The 17,015-nt window shown below is 71.7% G+C and carries 16 protein-coding genes; 10 read left to right on the top strand and 6 right to left on the bottom strand.

Translation table 11 applies throughout. The features are described from left to right. Window positions 1-123: 123 nt before the first annotated feature. The gene (locus ACIOC1_RS18880; protein ID WP_355340384.1) at window positions 124-1,005 is read right to left on the bottom strand and encodes an NAD(P)H-binding protein; all 882 of its coding nucleotides are present in this window, start codon (window positions 1,003-1,005) and stop codon (window positions 124-126) included. Between the two features lie 100 nt (window positions 1,006-1,105). Here ACIOC1_RS18880 and ACIOC1_RS18885 point away from each other — a divergent pair, with 100 nt between their 5' ends. From ACIOC1_RS18885 to ACIOC1_RS18905, 5 genes are all read left to right on the top strand, one after another. Then, entirely contained in the window at window positions 1,106-1,474 is a 369-nt protein-coding gene (locus ACIOC1_RS18885; protein ID WP_391050399.1) for a winged helix-turn-helix transcriptional regulator, read from the top strand. A 427-nt stretch (window positions 1,475-1,901) separates the two neighbouring features. After that, window positions 1,902-2,420: a toxin-antitoxin system HicB family antitoxin gene (locus ACIOC1_RS18890; protein ID WP_355340378.1), complete on the top strand. Its 519-nt coding sequence runs from the start codon at window positions 1,902-1,904 to the stop codon at window positions 2,418-2,420. Window positions 2,421-2,501: 81 nt separating this feature from the next. Continuing rightward, a complete protein-coding gene (locus tag ACIOC1_RS18895; RefSeq protein WP_355340375.1) occupies window positions 2,502-3,356 on the top strand; it encodes a DUF4097 family beta strand repeat-containing protein in 855 nt (284 codons plus the stop codon). A 125-nt stretch (window positions 3,357-3,481) separates the two neighbouring features. Beyond that, the gene (locus tag ACIOC1_RS18900) at window positions 3,482-4,468 is read left to right on the top strand and encodes an ATP-binding cassette domain-containing protein (RefSeq protein WP_401855786.1); all 987 of its coding nucleotides are present in this window, start codon (window positions 3,482-3,484) and stop codon (window positions 4,466-4,468) included. Beyond that, entirely contained in the window at window positions 4,465-5,256 is a 792-nt protein-coding gene (locus ACIOC1_RS18905) for an ABC transporter permease (protein WP_401855484.1), read from the top strand. The genes ACIOC1_RS18900 and ACIOC1_RS18905 overlap by 4 nt, the downstream gene beginning before the upstream one ends. Before the next feature lie 74 nt (window positions 5,257-5,330). Here the strand turns inward: ACIOC1_RS18905 and ACIOC1_RS18910 are convergent, their stop codons facing one another. From ACIOC1_RS18910 to ACIOC1_RS18920, 3 genes are all read right to left on the bottom strand, one after another. Further along, the gene (locus ACIOC1_RS18910) at window positions 5,331-6,395 is read right to left on the bottom strand and encodes a 2-oxoacid:ferredoxin oxidoreductase subunit beta (protein WP_355340369.1); all 1,065 of its coding nucleotides are present in this window, start codon (window positions 6,393-6,395) and stop codon (window positions 5,331-5,333) included. Beyond that, window positions 6,388-8,343: a 2-oxoacid:acceptor oxidoreductase subunit alpha gene (locus ACIOC1_RS18915; RefSeq protein ID WP_391050402.1), complete on the bottom strand. Its 1,956-nt coding sequence runs from the start codon at window positions 8,341-8,343 to the stop codon at window positions 6,388-6,390. Before ACIOC1_RS18915 ends, ACIOC1_RS18910 begins: the two co-directional genes overlap by 8 nt. Before the next feature lie 206 nt (window positions 8,344-8,549). Beyond that, window positions 8,550-9,209 carry a response regulator transcription factor gene (locus ACIOC1_RS18920; protein WP_355340363.1) on the bottom strand — a complete coding sequence of 220 codons (660 nt, stop codon included), beginning with the start codon at window positions 9,207-9,209 and terminating at the stop codon, window positions 8,550-8,552. Window positions 9,210-9,368: 159 nt separating this feature from the next. On the opposite strand from ACIOC1_RS18920, the gene ACIOC1_RS18925 reads away from it, so the two are divergent. Beyond that, a complete protein-coding gene (locus ACIOC1_RS18925; protein WP_391050403.1) occupies window positions 9,369-10,337 on the top strand; it encodes a zinc-binding dehydrogenase in 969 nt (322 codons plus the stop codon). Between the two features lie 259 nt (window positions 10,338-10,596). Here the strand turns inward: ACIOC1_RS18925 and ACIOC1_RS18930 are convergent, their stop codons facing one another. Further along, entirely contained in the window at window positions 10,597-11,928 is a 1,332-nt protein-coding gene (locus tag ACIOC1_RS18930; protein ID WP_391050404.1) for a sensor domain-containing protein, read from the bottom strand. Window positions 11,929-12,141: 213 nt separating this feature from the next. Continuing rightward, window positions 12,142-13,338: a sensor domain-containing protein gene (locus tag ACIOC1_RS18935; RefSeq protein WP_355340354.1), complete on the bottom strand. Its 1,197-nt coding sequence runs from the start codon at window positions 13,336-13,338 to the stop codon at window positions 12,142-12,144. Window positions 13,339-13,565: 227 nt separating this feature from the next. On the opposite strand from ACIOC1_RS18935, the gene ACIOC1_RS18940 reads away from it, so the two are divergent. The 4 genes from ACIOC1_RS18940 to ACIOC1_RS18955 are packed head-to-tail and all read left to right on the top strand — an operon-like array spanning window position 13,566 to window position 17,014. Further along, window positions 13,566-13,955, top strand: a complete 390-nt coding sequence (locus ACIOC1_RS18940; protein ID WP_188283994.1) for an NADH-quinone oxidoreductase subunit A — start codon at window positions 13,566-13,568, stop codon at window positions 13,953-13,955. Next, on the top strand, window positions 13,946-14,554 hold the full coding sequence (locus ACIOC1_RS18945) for an NADH-quinone oxidoreductase subunit B (protein WP_401855488.1): 609 nt from the start codon (window positions 13,946-13,948) through the stop codon (window positions 14,552-14,554). Before ACIOC1_RS18940 ends, ACIOC1_RS18945 begins: the two co-directional genes overlap by 10 nt. Continuing rightward, complete coding sequence (locus ACIOC1_RS18950; protein WP_401855490.1) at window positions 14,551-16,059, top strand: NADH-quinone oxidoreductase subunit C; 1,509 nt, start codon at window positions 14,551-14,553, stop codon at window positions 16,057-16,059. The genes ACIOC1_RS18945 and ACIOC1_RS18950 overlap by 4 nt, the downstream gene beginning before the upstream one ends. Continuing rightward, window positions 16,052-17,014 (top strand): complex I subunit 1 family protein, encoded by a 963-nt coding sequence (locus ACIOC1_RS18955; protein WP_355340345.1) that lies wholly within the window; start codon window positions 16,052-16,054, stop codon window positions 17,012-17,014. The genes ACIOC1_RS18950 and ACIOC1_RS18955 overlap by 8 nt, the downstream gene beginning before the upstream one ends. Window position 17,015: the final 1 nt, after the last annotated feature.

Consider the following 17,015-nt stretch of genomic DNA (forward strand, 5'->3'; position numbering starts at 1 on the left):
CAACGCTCCGGGGCGGGGGCGTGAACGGGGGAGGTCCCCGGCCGGAACAGCCGGGGACCTCTGTCGTGTGCGGGGGTGGTGCAGGCCGGGGTCAGGTCGTGGTCACGCCGGGTCAGGCCGTGGTCACGCCTTGGGCGTGTCCTTGGGCGTGTCCTTGAGGGTGGCGGCCAGGGTCTCGCGGATCGGGGTCGTGGGGCGGCCGATCAGCCGGGACAGCTCGCCGTTGGTGCGCGCGAGCAGGCCGCGCTCGATGGCGTGGTCCACGTCGACCAGGATGGCCGCGAAGTCCGCCGGGACGCCCGCGCCTTCGAGGATCGACTGGCGCGTCTCGGCCGGGACGTTCTTGTACGTGATCTCCCTGCCGGTCAGCTCGGCGACCAGCGCCGCGTACTCGGCGAAGCTCCACGCCGTGTCGCCGCTCAGCTCGTACGCCGTGTTCTCGTGGCCCTCACCGGTCAGGACGGCGGCGGCCGCGGCGGCGTAGTCGGCGCGGGCCGCGCTCGCGACCCGGCCGTCGCCCGCGTTGCCGATGACGGCGCCGTGCTCCAGGACCGGGGCCAGATTCTCGGTCTGGACCTCGCTGTACCAGCCGTTGCGCAGGAACACGTAGGGCAGGCCCGAGGCCAGGATGTACGTCTCGGTCGCCTTGTGCTCGTCCGCCAGCTTCAGGTCGGCGTCCGGGCCGCCGAGGATGCCGGTGTACGCCAGCAGCGCCACGCCCGAGGCCGCCGCCGCGTCCACGACGGCGCTGTGCTGCGCGATGCGGCGGCCGACCTCGCTGCCCGAGATCAGCAGGACCTTGTCGCCCGCGTGGAAGGCGTCCTTCAGCGTCTCGGGGTGGTTGTAGTCCGCGATCCGCAGCTCCACGCCGCGCTCCGCCAGGTCGGCGGCCTTGGCCTCGTCCCGCACGACGGCGGCCACGTCCGTGGCCGGGACCTGCTTGAGCAGCTCGTCGATGACGAGGTGGCCGAGGTGCCCGGTGGCTCCTGTGACGACGATGCTCATGTCTTTTTGCTCCCTGTTTGCGGTGGTCCGGTGTCTTCGGCTCCACCGTACGCCGGGCACTAACTCTTGGAAAGTACCCACCTTGAAGTAAGGTACCGACATGGACGTAAGTTGCCCCGAGCGGCTCATTCTCGAACACGTCACCTCCCGGTGGGGGGTTCTTGTCCTGTGCGAGCTGCTCGACGGGGCGGTGCTGCGCTTCAGTGAGCTGCGGCGGGCCGTCGGCGGGGTCAGCGAGAAGATGCTCACCCAGACGCTGCGCACGCTGGAGCGGGACGGCTTCGTCCTTCGCCGGGCTCTGCCCGTCATCCCGCCGCACGTCACCTACTCCCTCACCCCTCTCGGCCGTGAGGCCGCCGGTCAGGTCCGCGCCCTCTCCGTCTGGACGGCTGCCGCCGTCCCCGCCGTCCTCTCCGCCCGCACCGCCTACGACGCCGCCCACTCCCCGGTCGGCTCGCCGACCCTCTAAGACTCGCCGGGGCCCTGCCCGGCCCGCCCCCCACCGGGCTTTCAGCCCGAACACAACCGCGTCTGCCCCGCTGGGGCCGGTTTTTTGGCGGTGCCACGGTCGTGGCTGGTCGCGCAGTTCCCCGCGCCCCTGAAGACGGGCCCTTGCGTGGCGTGAACGCACCGGGGGGGGTGGGCCGGTTTTTTGGCGGTGCCACCGTCGTGGCTGGTCGCGCAGTTCCCCGCGCCCCTGAAGTCGGGCCCTTGCGTGGGGTGAACGCACCGGGGGGGGTGGGCCGGTTTTTTGGCGGTGCCACCGTCGTGGCTGAGCGCGCAGTTCCCCGCGCCCCTGAAGACGGGCCCTTGGGTGGGGGGTGGTGTCACGTGGTGCCAGGGTGGTGTCAGGGAGGGGGTTGCGGGTGGTGCCATGATGGTGCCACTATGGCGTCATGGACCTGACGCCGTATGTCGAGAATCTGCGCCGCGAGCTGGCGGTGGCCGCCGAAGCCGGAGGCGAAGAAGCGAGGGAGCTGGCGGAGCGCCTGACGGCACCGCTGGAGTCGGCGACGCGGTTGACGATGCTGAATGTGCTGTCGGCGGCGATGGACGAGATCACGCGGGACCTGGCACCGGGCTCGGTGGACGTCCGGCTCCGGGGCCTGGACCCGGACTTCGTGGTGACGCGGCCGTACGCGCAGGAGGAGGCCCCGGCACAGGCGCAGGCCCCGGCGCCGCCCGCGCCGGTCGAGGGTGACGACGGCAGCACCGCCAGGGTGAATCTGCGACTGCCGGGCCACCTCAAGGCGCGGGCCGAGGAGGCCGCGACCAGGGAGGGCCTGTCGGTCAACGCCTGGCTGGTGCGAGCCGTCTCGGCGGCGGTCGGCGACGGCGGCGGCCAGCCGCGTACGACGGAGAAGACCCGTACCACCAGAACCGTCGGACAGAGCTTCAAGGGCTGGGTCCGCTAGCCGCGAAGCGCGAAAAGCACGAGAAGCCCACCGCCTCCCACCTGCGGAGACGTCACAACGACCCAAGAGGACGGGACAACCATGCCTTCTTTCACCCCCTTCGACACCCCGGAACCCATCTCGGTGACGAGCACCGTGGAAGCCGGATCGATCCAGTTCACGGCCGAGGACCGCCTCGACACCCTCGTGGAGGTACGGCCCCGCGACCCGAAGCGGGACCAGGACGTCAAGGCGGCCGAGCAGACCGAAGTGCGCTACTCCGGCGGCCTGTTGACCATCAGGACCCCCAAGGGCCGCCGCCTCATCGGGCCTTCGGGCGCCGTGGACGTGGCGGTCGAACTGCCCACGGGCTCGGCGGTCGAGGTGACCGGCGCGTGGGCCCAGGTGCACGGCGAGGGCAGGCTCGGCGAGGTGCGGGTGAAGGTCTCGGTGGGCGACGTGCGGTTCGACACGACCGGGCCGCTCAATCTGGCCGTGTCGCACGGCAGCGTCACCGTGGACCGGGTCGAGGGCCCGGCCGAGATCGCCACCAGCTCCGGGAGCCTGCGGATCGGCACGGTCGACGGGACCGCCGTGCTGAAGAACTCCAACGGCACCACGACCCTCGCCGCCGTCACCGGCGAACTGCGGGTCAGCGGCACCAACGGCGGCATCGACATCGCCCGCGCCGAGGCGTCGGTCACCGGCACCACGTCCAACGGCCACCTGCGCGTCGCCGAAGTCGTACGCGGCGAGGTCCAGTTGGAGACCTCCAACGGCCCCATCGAGGTCGGCGTCCGCGAGGGCACCGCCGCCTGGCTCGACGTCAGCTCCAGCCACGGGCAGGTGCGCAACAGGCTCCCCGCCTCCGAGGCCCCCGGCCAGAGCGAGGACACCGTCTCGGTCCGCGCCAGGACCAACTGGGGCAACATCGAGATCCTCCGCGCGCGCGGCTGACCCGCCCGCCCTCCCTCGCCACGTACGGCCCGACGCACCGGGCCACTTCACCGCGCACCGCGCGCCCCCCACCCCGCTCCTCTCACCACGCCCCGAAACGGGAGAGCTCCATGCCTTCTTCTGTCATGCCCATGCCCAGAAATGCTCAGGGTGCCGACCCGCGCCCGCCCGCCGTCTCCACCGCCGACCTGCGCAAGTCCTACGGCGACAAGACCGTCCTCGACGGCATCGACCTGCGCATCCCGGCGGGCACCGTCTTCGCGCTGCTCGGCCCCAACGGCGCGGGCAAGACCACCACCGTGCAGATCCTGTCCACCCTCATCTCCGCCGACGGCGGCCACGCCCAGGTCGCGGGCCACGACGTGGCCGGCTCACCGGACGGCGTCCGCGCCGCGATCGGCGTCACCGGACAGTTCGCCGCGCTCGACAACCTGCTCACCGCCGAGGAGAACCTGCTCCTCATGGCCGACCTGCTGCACCTCGGCAGGGCCGAAGGGCGGGCGCGGGCCCAGGAGTTGCTGGCCCGCTTCGACATCGCCGACGTCGCCAAGCAGCGCGCCGCGCTCTTCTCCGGCGGCATGCGGCGCCGCCTGGACCTGGCCATGACGCTGGTCGGCGACCCGAAGGTGATCTTCCTGGACGAGCCGACGACCGGCCTCGACCCGCGCAGCCGCCGCACGATGTGGGACACCGTGCGGTCACTGGTCGCGAGCGGCGTCACCGTCTTCCTCACCACGCAGTACCTGGAGGAGGCCGACCAGTTGGCCGACCGTGTCGCCGTGCTCGACGGCGGCCGGATCGTCGCCGAGGGCACCCCCGACGAGCTGAAGGCGCGTATCCCCGGCAGCCACGTACGCCTGCGGTTCACCGACCCCGAGGAGTACGAACGGGCCGCCGCCGCCGTCCCCGGCGCGGTCCGCGACGACGGGGAGCTGGCCCTGCGCGTGGCGGGCGACGCCGGACTCGACGCGCTGCGCTCGCTGCTCGACCGGCTCGACGCCGCCGGCGTGCGTACCGCCGACTTCTCCGTGCACACCCCCGACCTGGACGACGTCTTCCTCGCCCTGACCGGCGACGGTTCCGCCCCTCACCCCAAGGAGACCTCGCGATGAGCAGCACCCTCACCTACGCCGTGCGCGACTCGACGACGATGCTGCGGCGCAATCTGAAGCACGCGATCCGCTACCCGGCGGTCGGCTTCGGCACGGCCGCGATGCCCATCCTCATGCTGCTGCTGTTCGTGTACGCCTTCGGCGGGTCGATCGGCGCCGGACTCGGGGCGGGCGGCGGCCGGAGCGTGTACCTGGAGTACCTGACGCCCGGCATCCTGATCATGGCGGTGGCCGCCGGGGCCATGTCCACGTCGATCGCGGTCTGCACCGACATGACCGAGGGCATCATCAACCGCTTCCGCACGATGAACATCTCACGGGCCTCGTTCATGACCGGCCATGTCCTCGGCAGCGTCATCCAGACCATGACCAGCCTCGTGCTGGTCATAGGCGTGGCGCTCGCGGTCGGCTTCCGGCCCGACGCGAGCCCGCTGGAGTGGCTGGCGGCGGCCGGGCTGCTCGCCGCCGTCGCCTTCGCGGTGACCTGGCTGTCGGCGGCGCTCGGCCTGATCTCCAAGACGGTCGAGTCGGCGAGCAACAAGCCGCTGCTCGTCCAGTTCCTGCCGTTCCTGGGCTCGGCCTTCGTACCGGCCGACTCGATGTCCCCCGGTCTGCGCTGGTTCGCCGAGTACCAGCCGTTCACGCCGATGACCGAGACCCTGCGGGGGCTGCTGACCGGCTCGGCGATCGGCCACGACGCCTGGATCTCGCTCGCCTGGTGCGCCGGTATCGGCCTGGCCGGGTACCTCTGGTCGCGCTCGCTGTTCAACAGCGGGACCACGCGGTGAGCACGGGAGAGACGGACGAGGGCGGGGCGCGCACCGATGAGGGTGCGCGCCCCGCCCTTGTGCGGTCCCGTGCCTCAGCCGACGACGGTCCAGGTGTCCCGCCCGGTCAGCAGCCCGGCGAGGTCGCCCTTGCCCTGCTGCACCACGGCCTTTTCGAGCTGGTCCGACATCTCCGTGTCGTACACCGGGCGCGTCACGTCCCGCAGCACACCGATCGGCGTGTGGTGGAGCGTGTCGGCGTCCGCCAGCCGCGACAGCGCGAAAGCGGTCGTCGGGGACTGGGTGTGCGCGTCGTGGACGAGCACTCCCGCGCTGCCCTCCACGGTCACGTCGATCACCTTCAGGTCACCGGTCGCCGGGTCGCGTACGACGCCCTTCGAACCGAGTCCGTCCTCGGCGGGGGCGCCGAAGCGGATCGGCTGCCCCTGCTCCAGCCGGATCACGGCGTCCTGCGCGGTCTCGCGCTCCTTCAGGACGTCGAAGGCGCCGTCGTTGAAGATGTTGCAGTTCTGGTAGATCTCCACCAGCGCCGTGCCCTCGTGCTCGGCCGCCGCCCGCAGCACCGACTGGAGGTGCTTGCGGTCGGAGTCGATCGTGCGGGCCACGAAGGACGCCTCGGCGCCGATCGCCAGCGACACCGGGTTGAAGGGCGCGTCCAGCGAACCCATCGGCGTCGACTTGGTGATCTTGCCGACCTCGGAGGTGGGGCTGTACTGACCCTTGGTGAGCCCGTAGATCCGGTTGTTGAACAGCAGGATCTTCAGGTTCACATTGCGCCGCAGCGCGTGGATCAGGTGATTGCCGCCGATGGAGAGCGCGTCGCCGTCACCGGTGACGACCCACACGCTCAGGTCGCGGCGCGAGGCGGCGAGCCCCGTCGCGATGGCCGGGGCGCGGCCGTGGATGGAGTGCATGCCGTAGGTGTTCATGTAGTACGGGAAGCGGGACGAGCACCCGATCCCGGACACGAACACCACGTTCTCGCGGGCCAGGCCCAGCTCCGGCATGAAGGACTGGACGGCGGCCAGGATCGCGTAGTCCCCGCAGCCCGGGCACCAGCGCACCTCCTGGTCCGACTTGAAGTCCTTCATGGACTGCTTCGCCTCGGCCTTGGGCACCAGCGACAGCGCCTCAATCATTCGCACTCTCCTCCACGAGGGCCTTCGCGAGCTGTTCCGACTTGAACGGCAACCCGGTGACCTGCGTGTACGAACGGGCGTCGACCAGATACTTGGCGCGCAGCAGGTGGGCGAGCTGGCCGAGGTTCATCTCGGGCACCACGACCTTGTCGTACGCCCGCAGGACCTCACCGAGGTTGGCCGGGAAGGGGTTGAGATGGCGCAGATGGGCCTGCGCGATCGTGCCGCCCTCGCGCCGGATGCGGCGCACGGCCGCGGTGATCGGCCCGTACGTCGAACCCCAGCCGATGACCAGGGTCCGCGCGGCGCCCTCCGGGTCGTCCACGATCAGGTCGGGCACCTTGATGCCGTCGACCTTGGCCTGCCGGGTGCGGGTCATGAAGTCGTGGTTGGCCGGGTCGTACGAGATGTTGCCGGTGCCGTCCTGCTTCTCGATGCCGCCGATGCGGTGTTCGAGGCCGGGCGTGCCGGGCACCGCCCACGGGCGGGCCAGCGTCTCCGGGTCGCGCAGATACGGCCAGAAGTCCTCGGTGCCGTCCTCGGCCGTGTGGTTGGGCCCGGTCGCGAATTGCACCCGCAGGTCGGGCAGGTCCTGGACGTCGGGGACCCGCCACGGCTCTGAGCCGTTGGCGAGATAGCCGTCGGAGAGCAGGAAGACCGGGGTGCGGTACGTGACCGCGATCCTGGCCGCCTCCAGCGCCGCGTCGAAGCAGTCCGCCGGGGTGCTGGGCGCCACGATCGGCACCGGCGCCTCGCCGTTGCGCCCGTACATCGCCTGGAGCAGGTCGGACTGCTCGGTCTTGGTGGGCAGCCCGGTCGAGGGGCCGCCGCGCTGGATGTCGATGATCAGCAGCGGCAGCTCCAGGCTGACGGCGAGCCCGATCGTCTCCGACTTCAGCGCCACACCGGGACCCGAGGTGGTGGTGAGCGCCAGCGACCCGCCGAAGGACGCGCCGAGCGCCGCGCCGATCGCGGCGATCTCGTCCTCGGCCTGGAAGGTGCGGACGCCGAAATTCTTGTGCTTGGACAGCTCGTGCAGGATGTCGGAGGCCGGGGTGATCGGGTACGAGCCGAGGAAGAGCGGCAGTTCGCTCTGCCTGCTCGCGGCGATCAGGCCGTACGACAGCGCCAGATTCCCGGAGATGTTGCGGTAGGTGCCCGCGGGGAAGGCGCTGGAGGCGGGCTGCACCTCGTAGTTGACCGCGAAGTCCTCGGTGGTCTCGCCGAAGTTCCAGCCCGCGCGGAAGGCCGTGACATTGGCCTCCGCGATGTCCGGCTTCTTGGCGAACTTCCTGCGGAGGAAGGACTCGGTGCCCTCGGTCGGCCGGTGGTACATCCACGACAGCAGGCCGAGCGCGAACATGTTCTTCGCCCGTTCGGCGTCCTTGCGCGCCAGGCCGCTGTCCTTGAGCGCCTCGACGGTGAGCGTCGTCAGCGGCACCGGGTGGATCGCGTACGCCTCCAGGGACCCGTCGTCCAACGGGTTGGCGGCGTATCCGACCTTCGCCATCGCGCGCTTGGTGAACTCGTCGGTGTTGACGATGATCTCGGCGCCGCGCGGCAGGTCGGCGACGTTCGCCTTCAGCGCGGCCGGGTTCATCGCGACCAGCACGTCGGGCGCGTCGCCGGGCGTGAGGATGTCGTGGTCCGCGAAGTGGAGCTGGAACGACGACACGCCCGGCAGGGTGCCTGCGGGGGCCCGGATCTCGGCCGGGAAGTTCGGCAGCGTCGAGAGATCGTTCCCGAAGGACGCGGTCTCCGAGGTGAAACGGTCCCCGGTGAGCTGCATTCCGTCCCCGGAGTCACCGGCGAACCGGATGATCACCCGGTCGAGGCGTTTCGTCTCTTTCGCCGGTTTGCGCTGTTCGCCCAGGACATCGCCGATCACCGGCGGATGCGCGGGCTGCTCCGTGGGCACGGGGCTGCTGCTGCTGACCTGGCTGGTCACTGAAACGGACCTCCCTAGAGGCGGCGGCTCACCGGTCATCGTACGTCGGTAAGGGTCGCCTTCCCCGTACGTCCCGGAATGTGGATGCGGGAGCGCGGCCCCGACCTGCGGACTGCCGGACATGTGTGTGGCATGTACATGTGACGGCGCGGTGCCCGTGAGGCCCGCGCCGTCAGGCGTCTGCTGTGAGACAGAGTGTCAACAGATCAGGAGTTCAGATAGGTGAGCACTGCCAGGACACGACGGTGATCCCCGTCACTCGGCGCCAGGCCCAGCTTCAGGAAGATGTTGCTGACGTGCTTCTCCACCGCGCCGTCGCTCACCACGAGCTGCTTGGCCACCGCCGAATTCGTCCGGCCCTCCGCCATCAGCCCCAGCACCTCGCGCTCGCGCGGCGTCAGCCCCGCCAGCACGTCCTGCTTGCGGCTGCGGCCCAGGAGCTGCGCGACCACCTCGGGGTCCAGCGCTGTGCCGCCCTCGGCGACCCGCACCACCGCGTCCACGAACTCGCGGACCTCGGCCACCCGGTCCTTGAGCAGATACCCCACCCCGCGGCTGCTGCCCGCCAGCAGCTCGGTCGCGTACTGCTCCTCCACGTACTGCGACAGCACCAGCACGCCCACGCCGGGGTGGTCCCGGCGCAGCTGCACCGCCGCCCGCACCCCCTCGTCGGTGTGCGTCGGCGGCATCCGTACGTCCGCCACCACCACGTCGGGGGCCGCGCCCTCGTCCGCCAGCTCCCGTACGACCTTGATCAGCGCCTCGGCGTCACCGACACCGGCCACCACATCGTGACCGCGATCGGTCAGCAATCGGGTCAGTCCCTCCCGAAGCAGCACCGAATCCTCGGCGATGACCACCCGCACCCTGTCCTCCACCCGTTCCAGCCCCCCACATCCGACCCTGTCTTCCCCAGCATCCCAGCAACGACGCGCTGATGGGGAATACGGTTCCGGTGGGCAAGGTTGCGCCCGGAAGGTCGGCGGGGGTCGCGCGTCAGCGGCTCACAGGCAAGAGGAGAGCGTGTGCGCGCGGTCGGATTCGACGTCAACGGTGGCCCGGAAGTGCTCCGGCCGGTGGAAATCCCCGTCCCGGAACCGGGCCCCGGGCAGGTGCTGATCCAGGTCGCGTACGCGGGCGTCAACCACGGCGAGGTGCTGCACCGGCTCGGCGACTACGGTCCGCCGGACGGGATCGCCGTGCCCGGCCTCGAGGTCTCCGGCGAGATCGCCGCGCTCGGCGCGGGCGTCACCGGGCTCGCCGTCGGCGACCCCGTCGCCGCCTACCTGCCCGACGGCGGCGGATACGCCGAATACGCGGTCGCGCCCGCCGACTTCGCCTTCCCGCTCGACGGGATCTCCCTCCGGGACGGGGGCGGGGCGGCGCTCGTCCTCACCACCGCGTACGGGGTGCTCGCCGGGGCCGCGCGGCTCACCGCGGGGGACACCGTCCTCATCCACGCCGCCGCGGGCGGGGTCGGCTCGGTCGCCGCGCAGATCGCCCGCGCGCTGGGGGCCGCCGCCGTGTACGGGACGGTCCGCACGGCCGAGAAGGCCGAGTACGCGAAACGTTTCGGCTACGACGCGGTGCTGCTGCGTGAGACCTTCGCCGAGGAGCTGGCCGCCGCCCGCACCGAGATCGACGTGCTGCTCGACCCCATCGGCGGGGGGACGCGGCTGGCCGGGCTCTCCCTTCTGGCGCCCTTCGGCCGTCTGGTCGCCTACGGCGAGGCCGCCCGGCAGCCCGACCTCACGCTGCCCGTGCTCCCCTTCTCCGAGCGCAACCGCGCTCTCACCGGCTACTCCATCCGCGACCTCGCGCTCCGCGCCCCGGCCGTTCTGCGCGGGCACGCCCTCGCCGCCCTCTCCCTCCTGGCCTCCGGAGCCATTCGGCTCGACATCACCGCCGAGTTGTCGCTTGCCGCGGCCTTCCAAGCCCATCAGGCCCTCCAGGCCGGCACCAACCGAGGCAAAGTCCTCCTCACCCTGACCTAGCCGCCCCCTGCCGGGGGGACGCCGATCTCTGCGGTTCCTTTGCCGGGGGCGCGGGGGACTGCGCGCTCAGCCCGCGCGGTGGTGCGCCTTTGAGAACCGGCTCCGGTGGGGCAGATGCGGTTGTTTTCGGGCTGACAGCCCGGTGGGGGCGGGCCGCGCAGTTCCCCGCGCCCCTGAAAAGATCGGCGCACCGCCTCTTGGAGGGGCGAGCCGTTTTGGGCGGGGCGCGGGGAGGGGTAAGGGGACCGCGCCGGAGGGGTTAGACGCGCCAGGGGAGTTCGGTGGTGATGTGGGTGGGGCCACCGGGCGGCGAGGCCACGGCGAGGACACCGTCGACGGAGTCGAGCCGCTCGGCGAGCCCGGCGAGCCCGGACCCACCGGACACGGCGGCGCCCCCGCGCCCGTTGTCGGACACCTGCATCATGAGCCGGTCACCGACCCGCCACACCTCCACGGTCGCGCGCGAAGCGCCACTGTGCTTGCTGACGTTCTGCAGCAGCTCGGACACCGTGAAGTAGGCGATGCCCTCAATGGCCGGCACCGGCCGCGCCGGCAAATCGACGGTCACGGCGACCGGCACGGTGCAGCGCGACGCGACCGACGACAGGGCGGCGTCCAGCCCGCGATCGGTGAGGATCGCCGGGTGGATGCCCCGCGCCAGATCCCGCAGCTCCTGAAGCGCGATCTTCACCTCCCCGTGCGCCTCCTCGACCATCACGGCCCCGGCCGACGGATCTTCGAGCAGTTTCTCCTTGGCCAGGCCCAGGTCCATCGCCAGTGCCACCAGCCGCGCCTGCGCGCCGTCGTGCAGGTCGCGCTCGATGCGCCGCAGGTCCGCCGCCGCCGTGTCGACCACGACCCCGCGGTCCGACTCCAGCTCGGTGACCCGCTCCGCCAGCCGCGAAGGCCCGAGCAGACCGCTCACCAGAATCCGGTCCACGTGCGCCATGCCCCGGTAGACCCACGGGCTGCTCAGCACGAGCGCGCCGCCGACCACGACGCACAGCAGCATGTCGGCCGGGGTGTGCAGCCACCAGCCGTGCCCGTGCCCGTCGCCGTACATCTGGAGGCCGTCCTGCCCGAAGTAGACCGGGAAGACCCAGCGCCACAGCGGATACGTCAACAGGCCCCAGCCGTACGTGAAGAAGCTGATGGCGACGGAGAAGGTGAAGATCCCCCACGGGAAGTGGACCAGGGTGTAGGCGGCGTGCCGCCAGTTGACGCCGCTGCCGAGCTGCGCACCGAGCCGGGACAGGAAACCGCCGTTCCTGCCGCGCACCGGCCGCGGGTCCTCCACGTCCAGCCAGAGCAGCGACCGCGCGCGGGCCCGCTCCACGGCGCCGATCGCGCGGCAGCCGCCGAGCGCGAGCACGAGCACCGGCAGTCCGATGAAGGTGACCAGCAGCCCGGCGCCGAGCGAGAACATCGTCACGGTCCAGACGAAGCCGACGATGCACATCGGCAGATTGATCAGCAGGTAGGCGAACTCGCGCCAGGCGCGTGCCTCGACCGGCGCGCGCAGCGCCGTCGGCAGGCGGTGCTCGCGCTCGCGCTCGTGCGCGCGCTCGGCGGGCGGGAAGCCGTAAGCCATGGTCGGTCCGTCCTCTCTGCTTTTCTCTGTGACTCCATGCTGGCTGGTGCGTGCACCCATCCCCATGGTGCGGATCGGCGTCTTGGGGGTGGGGCTAGCCCTACCGCCCCGGCTTCCGCGCTCAGCGCCCCGCTCGGTGCTTGACTCCGCTCAGCGCCTGGCCGCGCTCAGCGCCCCGCTCGGTGCTTGACTCCGCTCAGCGCCTGGCTCCGCTCAACGCCTGGCCCCGGCCTTGCGGAACTCCCGGTCGCGCCACGGCAGTTCGGCCGTGACCACGGTCGGCCCCGCCTCCGGCGAGCTGACCACGAAGAGCCCGTCCACCGACCGCAGCCGTTCGCCGAGCCCGGCCAGACCCGTACCGCCCGACACGTCCGCGCCGCCGCGCCCGTCGTCCCGTACCTGCACCATCAGCCGGTCGTCGGCGCGCCACACGTCCACCGAGGCGTGCCGTGCCCTGCTGTGCTTGCTGACGTTCTGCAACAGCTCGGAGACCGTGAAGTACGCGATCCCCTCGATCGCCTCCGCGGGCCGCGCGGGCAGGTCCACGGTCACCGCGACCGGCACGGTGCAGCGCGACGCGACCGACGACAGGGCCGCGTCCAGGCCGCGGTCGGTGAGGATCGCCGGATGGATGCCGCGCGCCAGATCCCGCAGCTCCTGAAGGGCCACCTTCACCTCGCCGTGCGCCTCGCCCACCATCTTGGCCGCCGCCTCCGGATCCTCCAGCAGCTTCTCCTTGGCCAGGCCCAGGTCCATCGCCAGCGCCACCAGCCGCGCCTGCGCGCCGTCGTGCAGGTCGCGCTCGATCCGCCGCAGGTCCGCCGCCGCCGTGTCGACCACGACCCCGCGGTCCGACTCCAGCTCCTCGATCCGCCGCTCCAGCTCGTCCGACGGCTGGAGCAGCCCGCGGACCATCGCCCGGTCGACCATCGTCAGCCCGCGCGCCAGGAACGGCAGCACCGGCCACAGCACGAACAGCGAGACCAGCGTCAAAGTGAAGGTGAGGATGCCCCACGGCAGCCGGATGCCGTAATAGAGGGCGTGCCGCCACGCCACCGGGTCCTTCAGCGACGCCCACAGCCACGGCAGGAAACCGAAGGTGCCCCGCTTCAGCGGGCGCGGCTCGTCGATGTGCACGCCCAGCAGGTCGCGCGCCCGGCTCCGCTCCACCCGCCCCAGCAAACGGCACCCGGCGAGTCCGTACGCCAGCAGGGGCAACCCGATCACCGTCACCGACAGGCCGAGGCCCACCGTCACGACCGTCACGACGTAGACGAAGCCGATGATCGACACCGGCAGATTCAGCAGCAGATACCCGATCTCCCGCCACGTCACGCGGTCGTACGCGAAGCGCACGGGTGGCAGCGGGGCGGGGGCGGCGGGCTGACGGGACGCGGGCGAGGTGTTCATGAGTCCAGCCTGCCGGGGAAGCGGCGGGGCGCGCCATGGGGTGCGTAGGTCAGGCGGCGGTGGGGTTATCCCCCGGTACGGGCGAGGGCGTGCGACGGGGCCGCCGCCGATGCGCGCACCGGTGCCCGCACGGGGGGCGTGCGCCTGTGAGGCCAGGGCCTAGACTCCCTCCCGTATAGATCGTCTAAAGAGATCCACAAGGATCGCTGGACACCACCGGTCAACGAGTGAACGAGGGGCGGACGGACGTGGACTACTTCCACGGCTACTCGGTCGTCGGCCTGGTCGCGGTCGTCGGTGTGCTCTTCGTGACCGTCGCCTTCGCGTCCGGCCGCCTGCTGCGGCCCGTCGTGCCGACGCGCGAGAAGATGCTCACGTACGAGTGCGGGGTCGACCCGGTCGGCGAGGGCTGGGCGCACACCCAGGTCAAGTACTACGTGTACTCCTTCCTCTACGTCATCTTCGCGGTCGACGCGATCTTCCTGTTCCCGTGGGCCACGGTCTTCGCCGCGCCCGGCTTCGGCGCGACGACGCTGGTGGAGATGTTCGTCTTCATCGGCTTCCTCGCGATCGGGCTGCTCTACGCATGGAAGAAGGGCGTCCTCGAATGGACGTGAACCCGCAGGCGATTCCCGAGACCCCTGCGCAGGACCTTCCCGAGCCGCGCCGTCTCGGCGTGCTGTCCCGGCTGGCGCCGGAGCCGATGAAGGTGGTGCTCAACTGGGGCCGCCGCTACAGCCTGTGGGTCTTCAACTTCGGCCTCGCCTGCTGCGCCATCGAGTTCATCGCCGCGTCGATGTCCCGGCACGACTTCATCCGGCTGGGCGTCATCCCCTTCGCGCCGGGACCGCGCCAGGCCGACCTCATGGTCGTCTCCGGCACCGTCACCGACAAGATGGCGCCCGCCGTCAAGCGCCTGTACGAGCAGATGCCCGAGCCGAAGTACGTCATCTCCTTCGGCGCGTGCTCCAACTGCGGCGGCCCCTACTGGGACTCGTACTCCGTCACCAAGGGCGTCGACCAGATCATCCCCGTCGACGTCTACGTGCCCGGCTGCCCGCCGCGCCCCGAAGCGCTCCTCCAGGGCGTCCTCAAGCTCCAGGAGAAGATCGCGCGCGAGTCGCTGGCGGAGCGGTACGGCTCCGCCGCGGGCCCGCGCCCTTCCGTCGCCGCCTTGACGAGCGGCCTCGTCACTCCGCCGGAGGGGCCGAGGTGACCGGTTGGCTGCCGCGGGAGGCCGCGGAGATCTTCGGCGAGGGCGCCGTCGCGCAGGAGGCGTACGACCTCCTGACCGTCGATGTGCCGACCGGTGAGTGGGTCGCCTCGCTCACGGCCGCGCGGGACGCCCTCGGCTGCACGTACTTCGACTGGCTGAGCGCCGTCGACGAGCCCGGCACCGGCTTCCAGGTCTGCGCGCACGTCGTCGCGCTGGACGGCGGCGTCCGGCGGCTGCTGCTGCGGACGACCGTGCCGCACGACGCGCCCGTCCTCGCCACCGCCACCGGCGTCTACGCGGGCGCGGCGTGGCACGAACGCGAGACCCACGAGATGTTCGGCGTCGACTTCACCGGGCACCCGGGCCTCGCGCCCCTCCTGCTCCCCGACGAGTTCGAGGGGCACCCCCTCCGCAAGGACTTCGTCCTCGCCGCCCGCGTCGCCAAGGCGTGGCCCGGTGCCAAGGAGCCCGGCGAGTCCCACGACGGCGGCCCCAAGCGCCGCCAGATGCAGCCCCCCGGCGTCCCCGACCCCAACGACTGGGGCCCCCAAAAAGGCCAACTCCCCCCACCCCCCGCCCGCCCCGCCCGCGGCCCCCGCCCAACGGCCTCCCCGGCCGACCGCCCGGCGCGTACAACCCCGTCGGCCGACCGCCCGGCCCGCCGCACCCGCAGCGTGACCGAAGGCTCCACCAGCCAAACCCCTGCCGGTAGCCCCGCCAACCAACCCCCTGCCGGGGCCCCCTCCGGCGACACCCCCGCGCCCCCACGCAAGCGCGTCCCCGACGCCCCATGGGAACAACCCCCGGGCGCCACCCCCGCGGGGCGCGGCGACGCTGTACCGACCAAGAAGCCCGCCGCAAGCGAACCGCCCGCCCCAGGCGGCACCCCTGCTGCGGTCAGCGAGCCCGCCGCTGGCGGCAGTTCCGCCAGTGGCGGCGAGCCCGCGCCCTCTGAGACGCCCGCTGCGAGCGAACCGCCTGCCGCAGGCGAGAGGCCCACCGCAGGTGGCACCCCTGCCGGGGGTGGCGAGCCCGCGCCGTCAAAGAAGCCCGCAGCAGGAGGCAGTTCGGCCGGGGGCGGCGAGCCTGCTGCGAGCGAGCCGTCCGCCGCAGACGAGGGGCCCGCCGCAGGTGGCACCGGGGGTGGCGGCCCCGCGTCGTCCGACAAGCCCGCCGCAGGCGAGGGGCCCACCGCAGGTGGCACCCCAGGCCGGGGTAGCGAGCCCGCGTCGTCCGACGAGCCCGCCGCAGGCGAACCGCCCGCTGCGAGCGAACCGCCTGCCGCAGGCGAGAAGCCCACCGCAGGTGGAACCCCCGCTCGGGGTGGTGAGCCCGTGTCGTCCGACGAGGCCGCCGCAGGCGAGACGCCCGCTGCAAGCGAACCGCCCGCTGCGAGCAAGAAGCCCACCGCAGGTGGAACCCCCGGTCGGGGTGGTGGGTCCGCGTCGTCTGACGAGCGCGCCGCAGGCGAAGACGGTGGGCGGGGAGGTGAGGGGCGTGGGTGACGTGGTGGACGTCGGGCTGCGGCTTGTGGGCGTGCTCGTTGTGTTCCTGGTGTTTCCGCTGGTGGTGGGGCAGGCGGAGCACAAGGTGATGGCGCATATGCAGGGCCGATTGGGGCCGATGTATGCGGGCGGGTTCCACGGGTGGGCCCAACTGGTGGCGGACGGAGTCAAGTTCGCGCAGAAGGAAGACGTGGTTCCGGCCGACGCGGACCGGCGGATCTTCCAACTCGCCCCCGCCGTCGCGCTCCTGCCCTACCTCGTCGTGCTGATCGCGATCCCGGTGGGACCGCACGGCTTCGTCGGCCAGGCGCTGGACGCGGGCCTGATCTTCGTCCTGGCCATGATGGGCATCGGCGTGCTCGGCTCGCTGATGGCGGGTTGGGCGTCGGCGAACAAGTTCTCCCTGCTCGGCGGCCTGCGCACGGCGGCGCAACTGATGGCGTACGAGCTGCCGATGCTGCTCACCGCCGCGTCGGTCGCGATGGCGGCGGGCACGCTGTCACTGCCGGGCATCGTGGGGGAGTACCACTGGTGGTGGACCCCCTGGCAGCTCATCGGCGGCCTCGTGTTCTTCACGGCGGGCCTCGCCGAGCTGCAACGGCCCCCGTTCGACATGCCGGTGGCCGACTCCGAGATCATCTTCGGCGCGTACACCGAATACACCGGCCTGCGCTTCGCCCTGTTCCTGCTCGCCGAGTACGCGGGCATCGTCGTGCTGTGCGCCCTGACCACGGTGCTGTTCCTCGGCGGCTGGCACGGCCCCTGGTCCGGCAGCGTCGGCTGGCTGTGGACGCTGGTCAAGACCGGCCTGCTGGCCTTCGTCGTGATCTGGCTGCGGGTCAGCTACCCGCGCCTTCGCGAGGACCAGCTCCAGAAACTCGCCTGGACCGTACTCATCCCGCTCGCCCTCGCCCAGATCGCCCTGACCGGCGTCGTCAAGGTGGTGATCTCCTAGC

The organism is Streptomyces sp. NPDC088197 (assembly GCF_044741185.1).
Classification (GTDB): domain Bacteria; phylum Actinomycetota; class Actinomycetes; order Streptomycetales; family Streptomycetaceae; genus Actinacidiphila.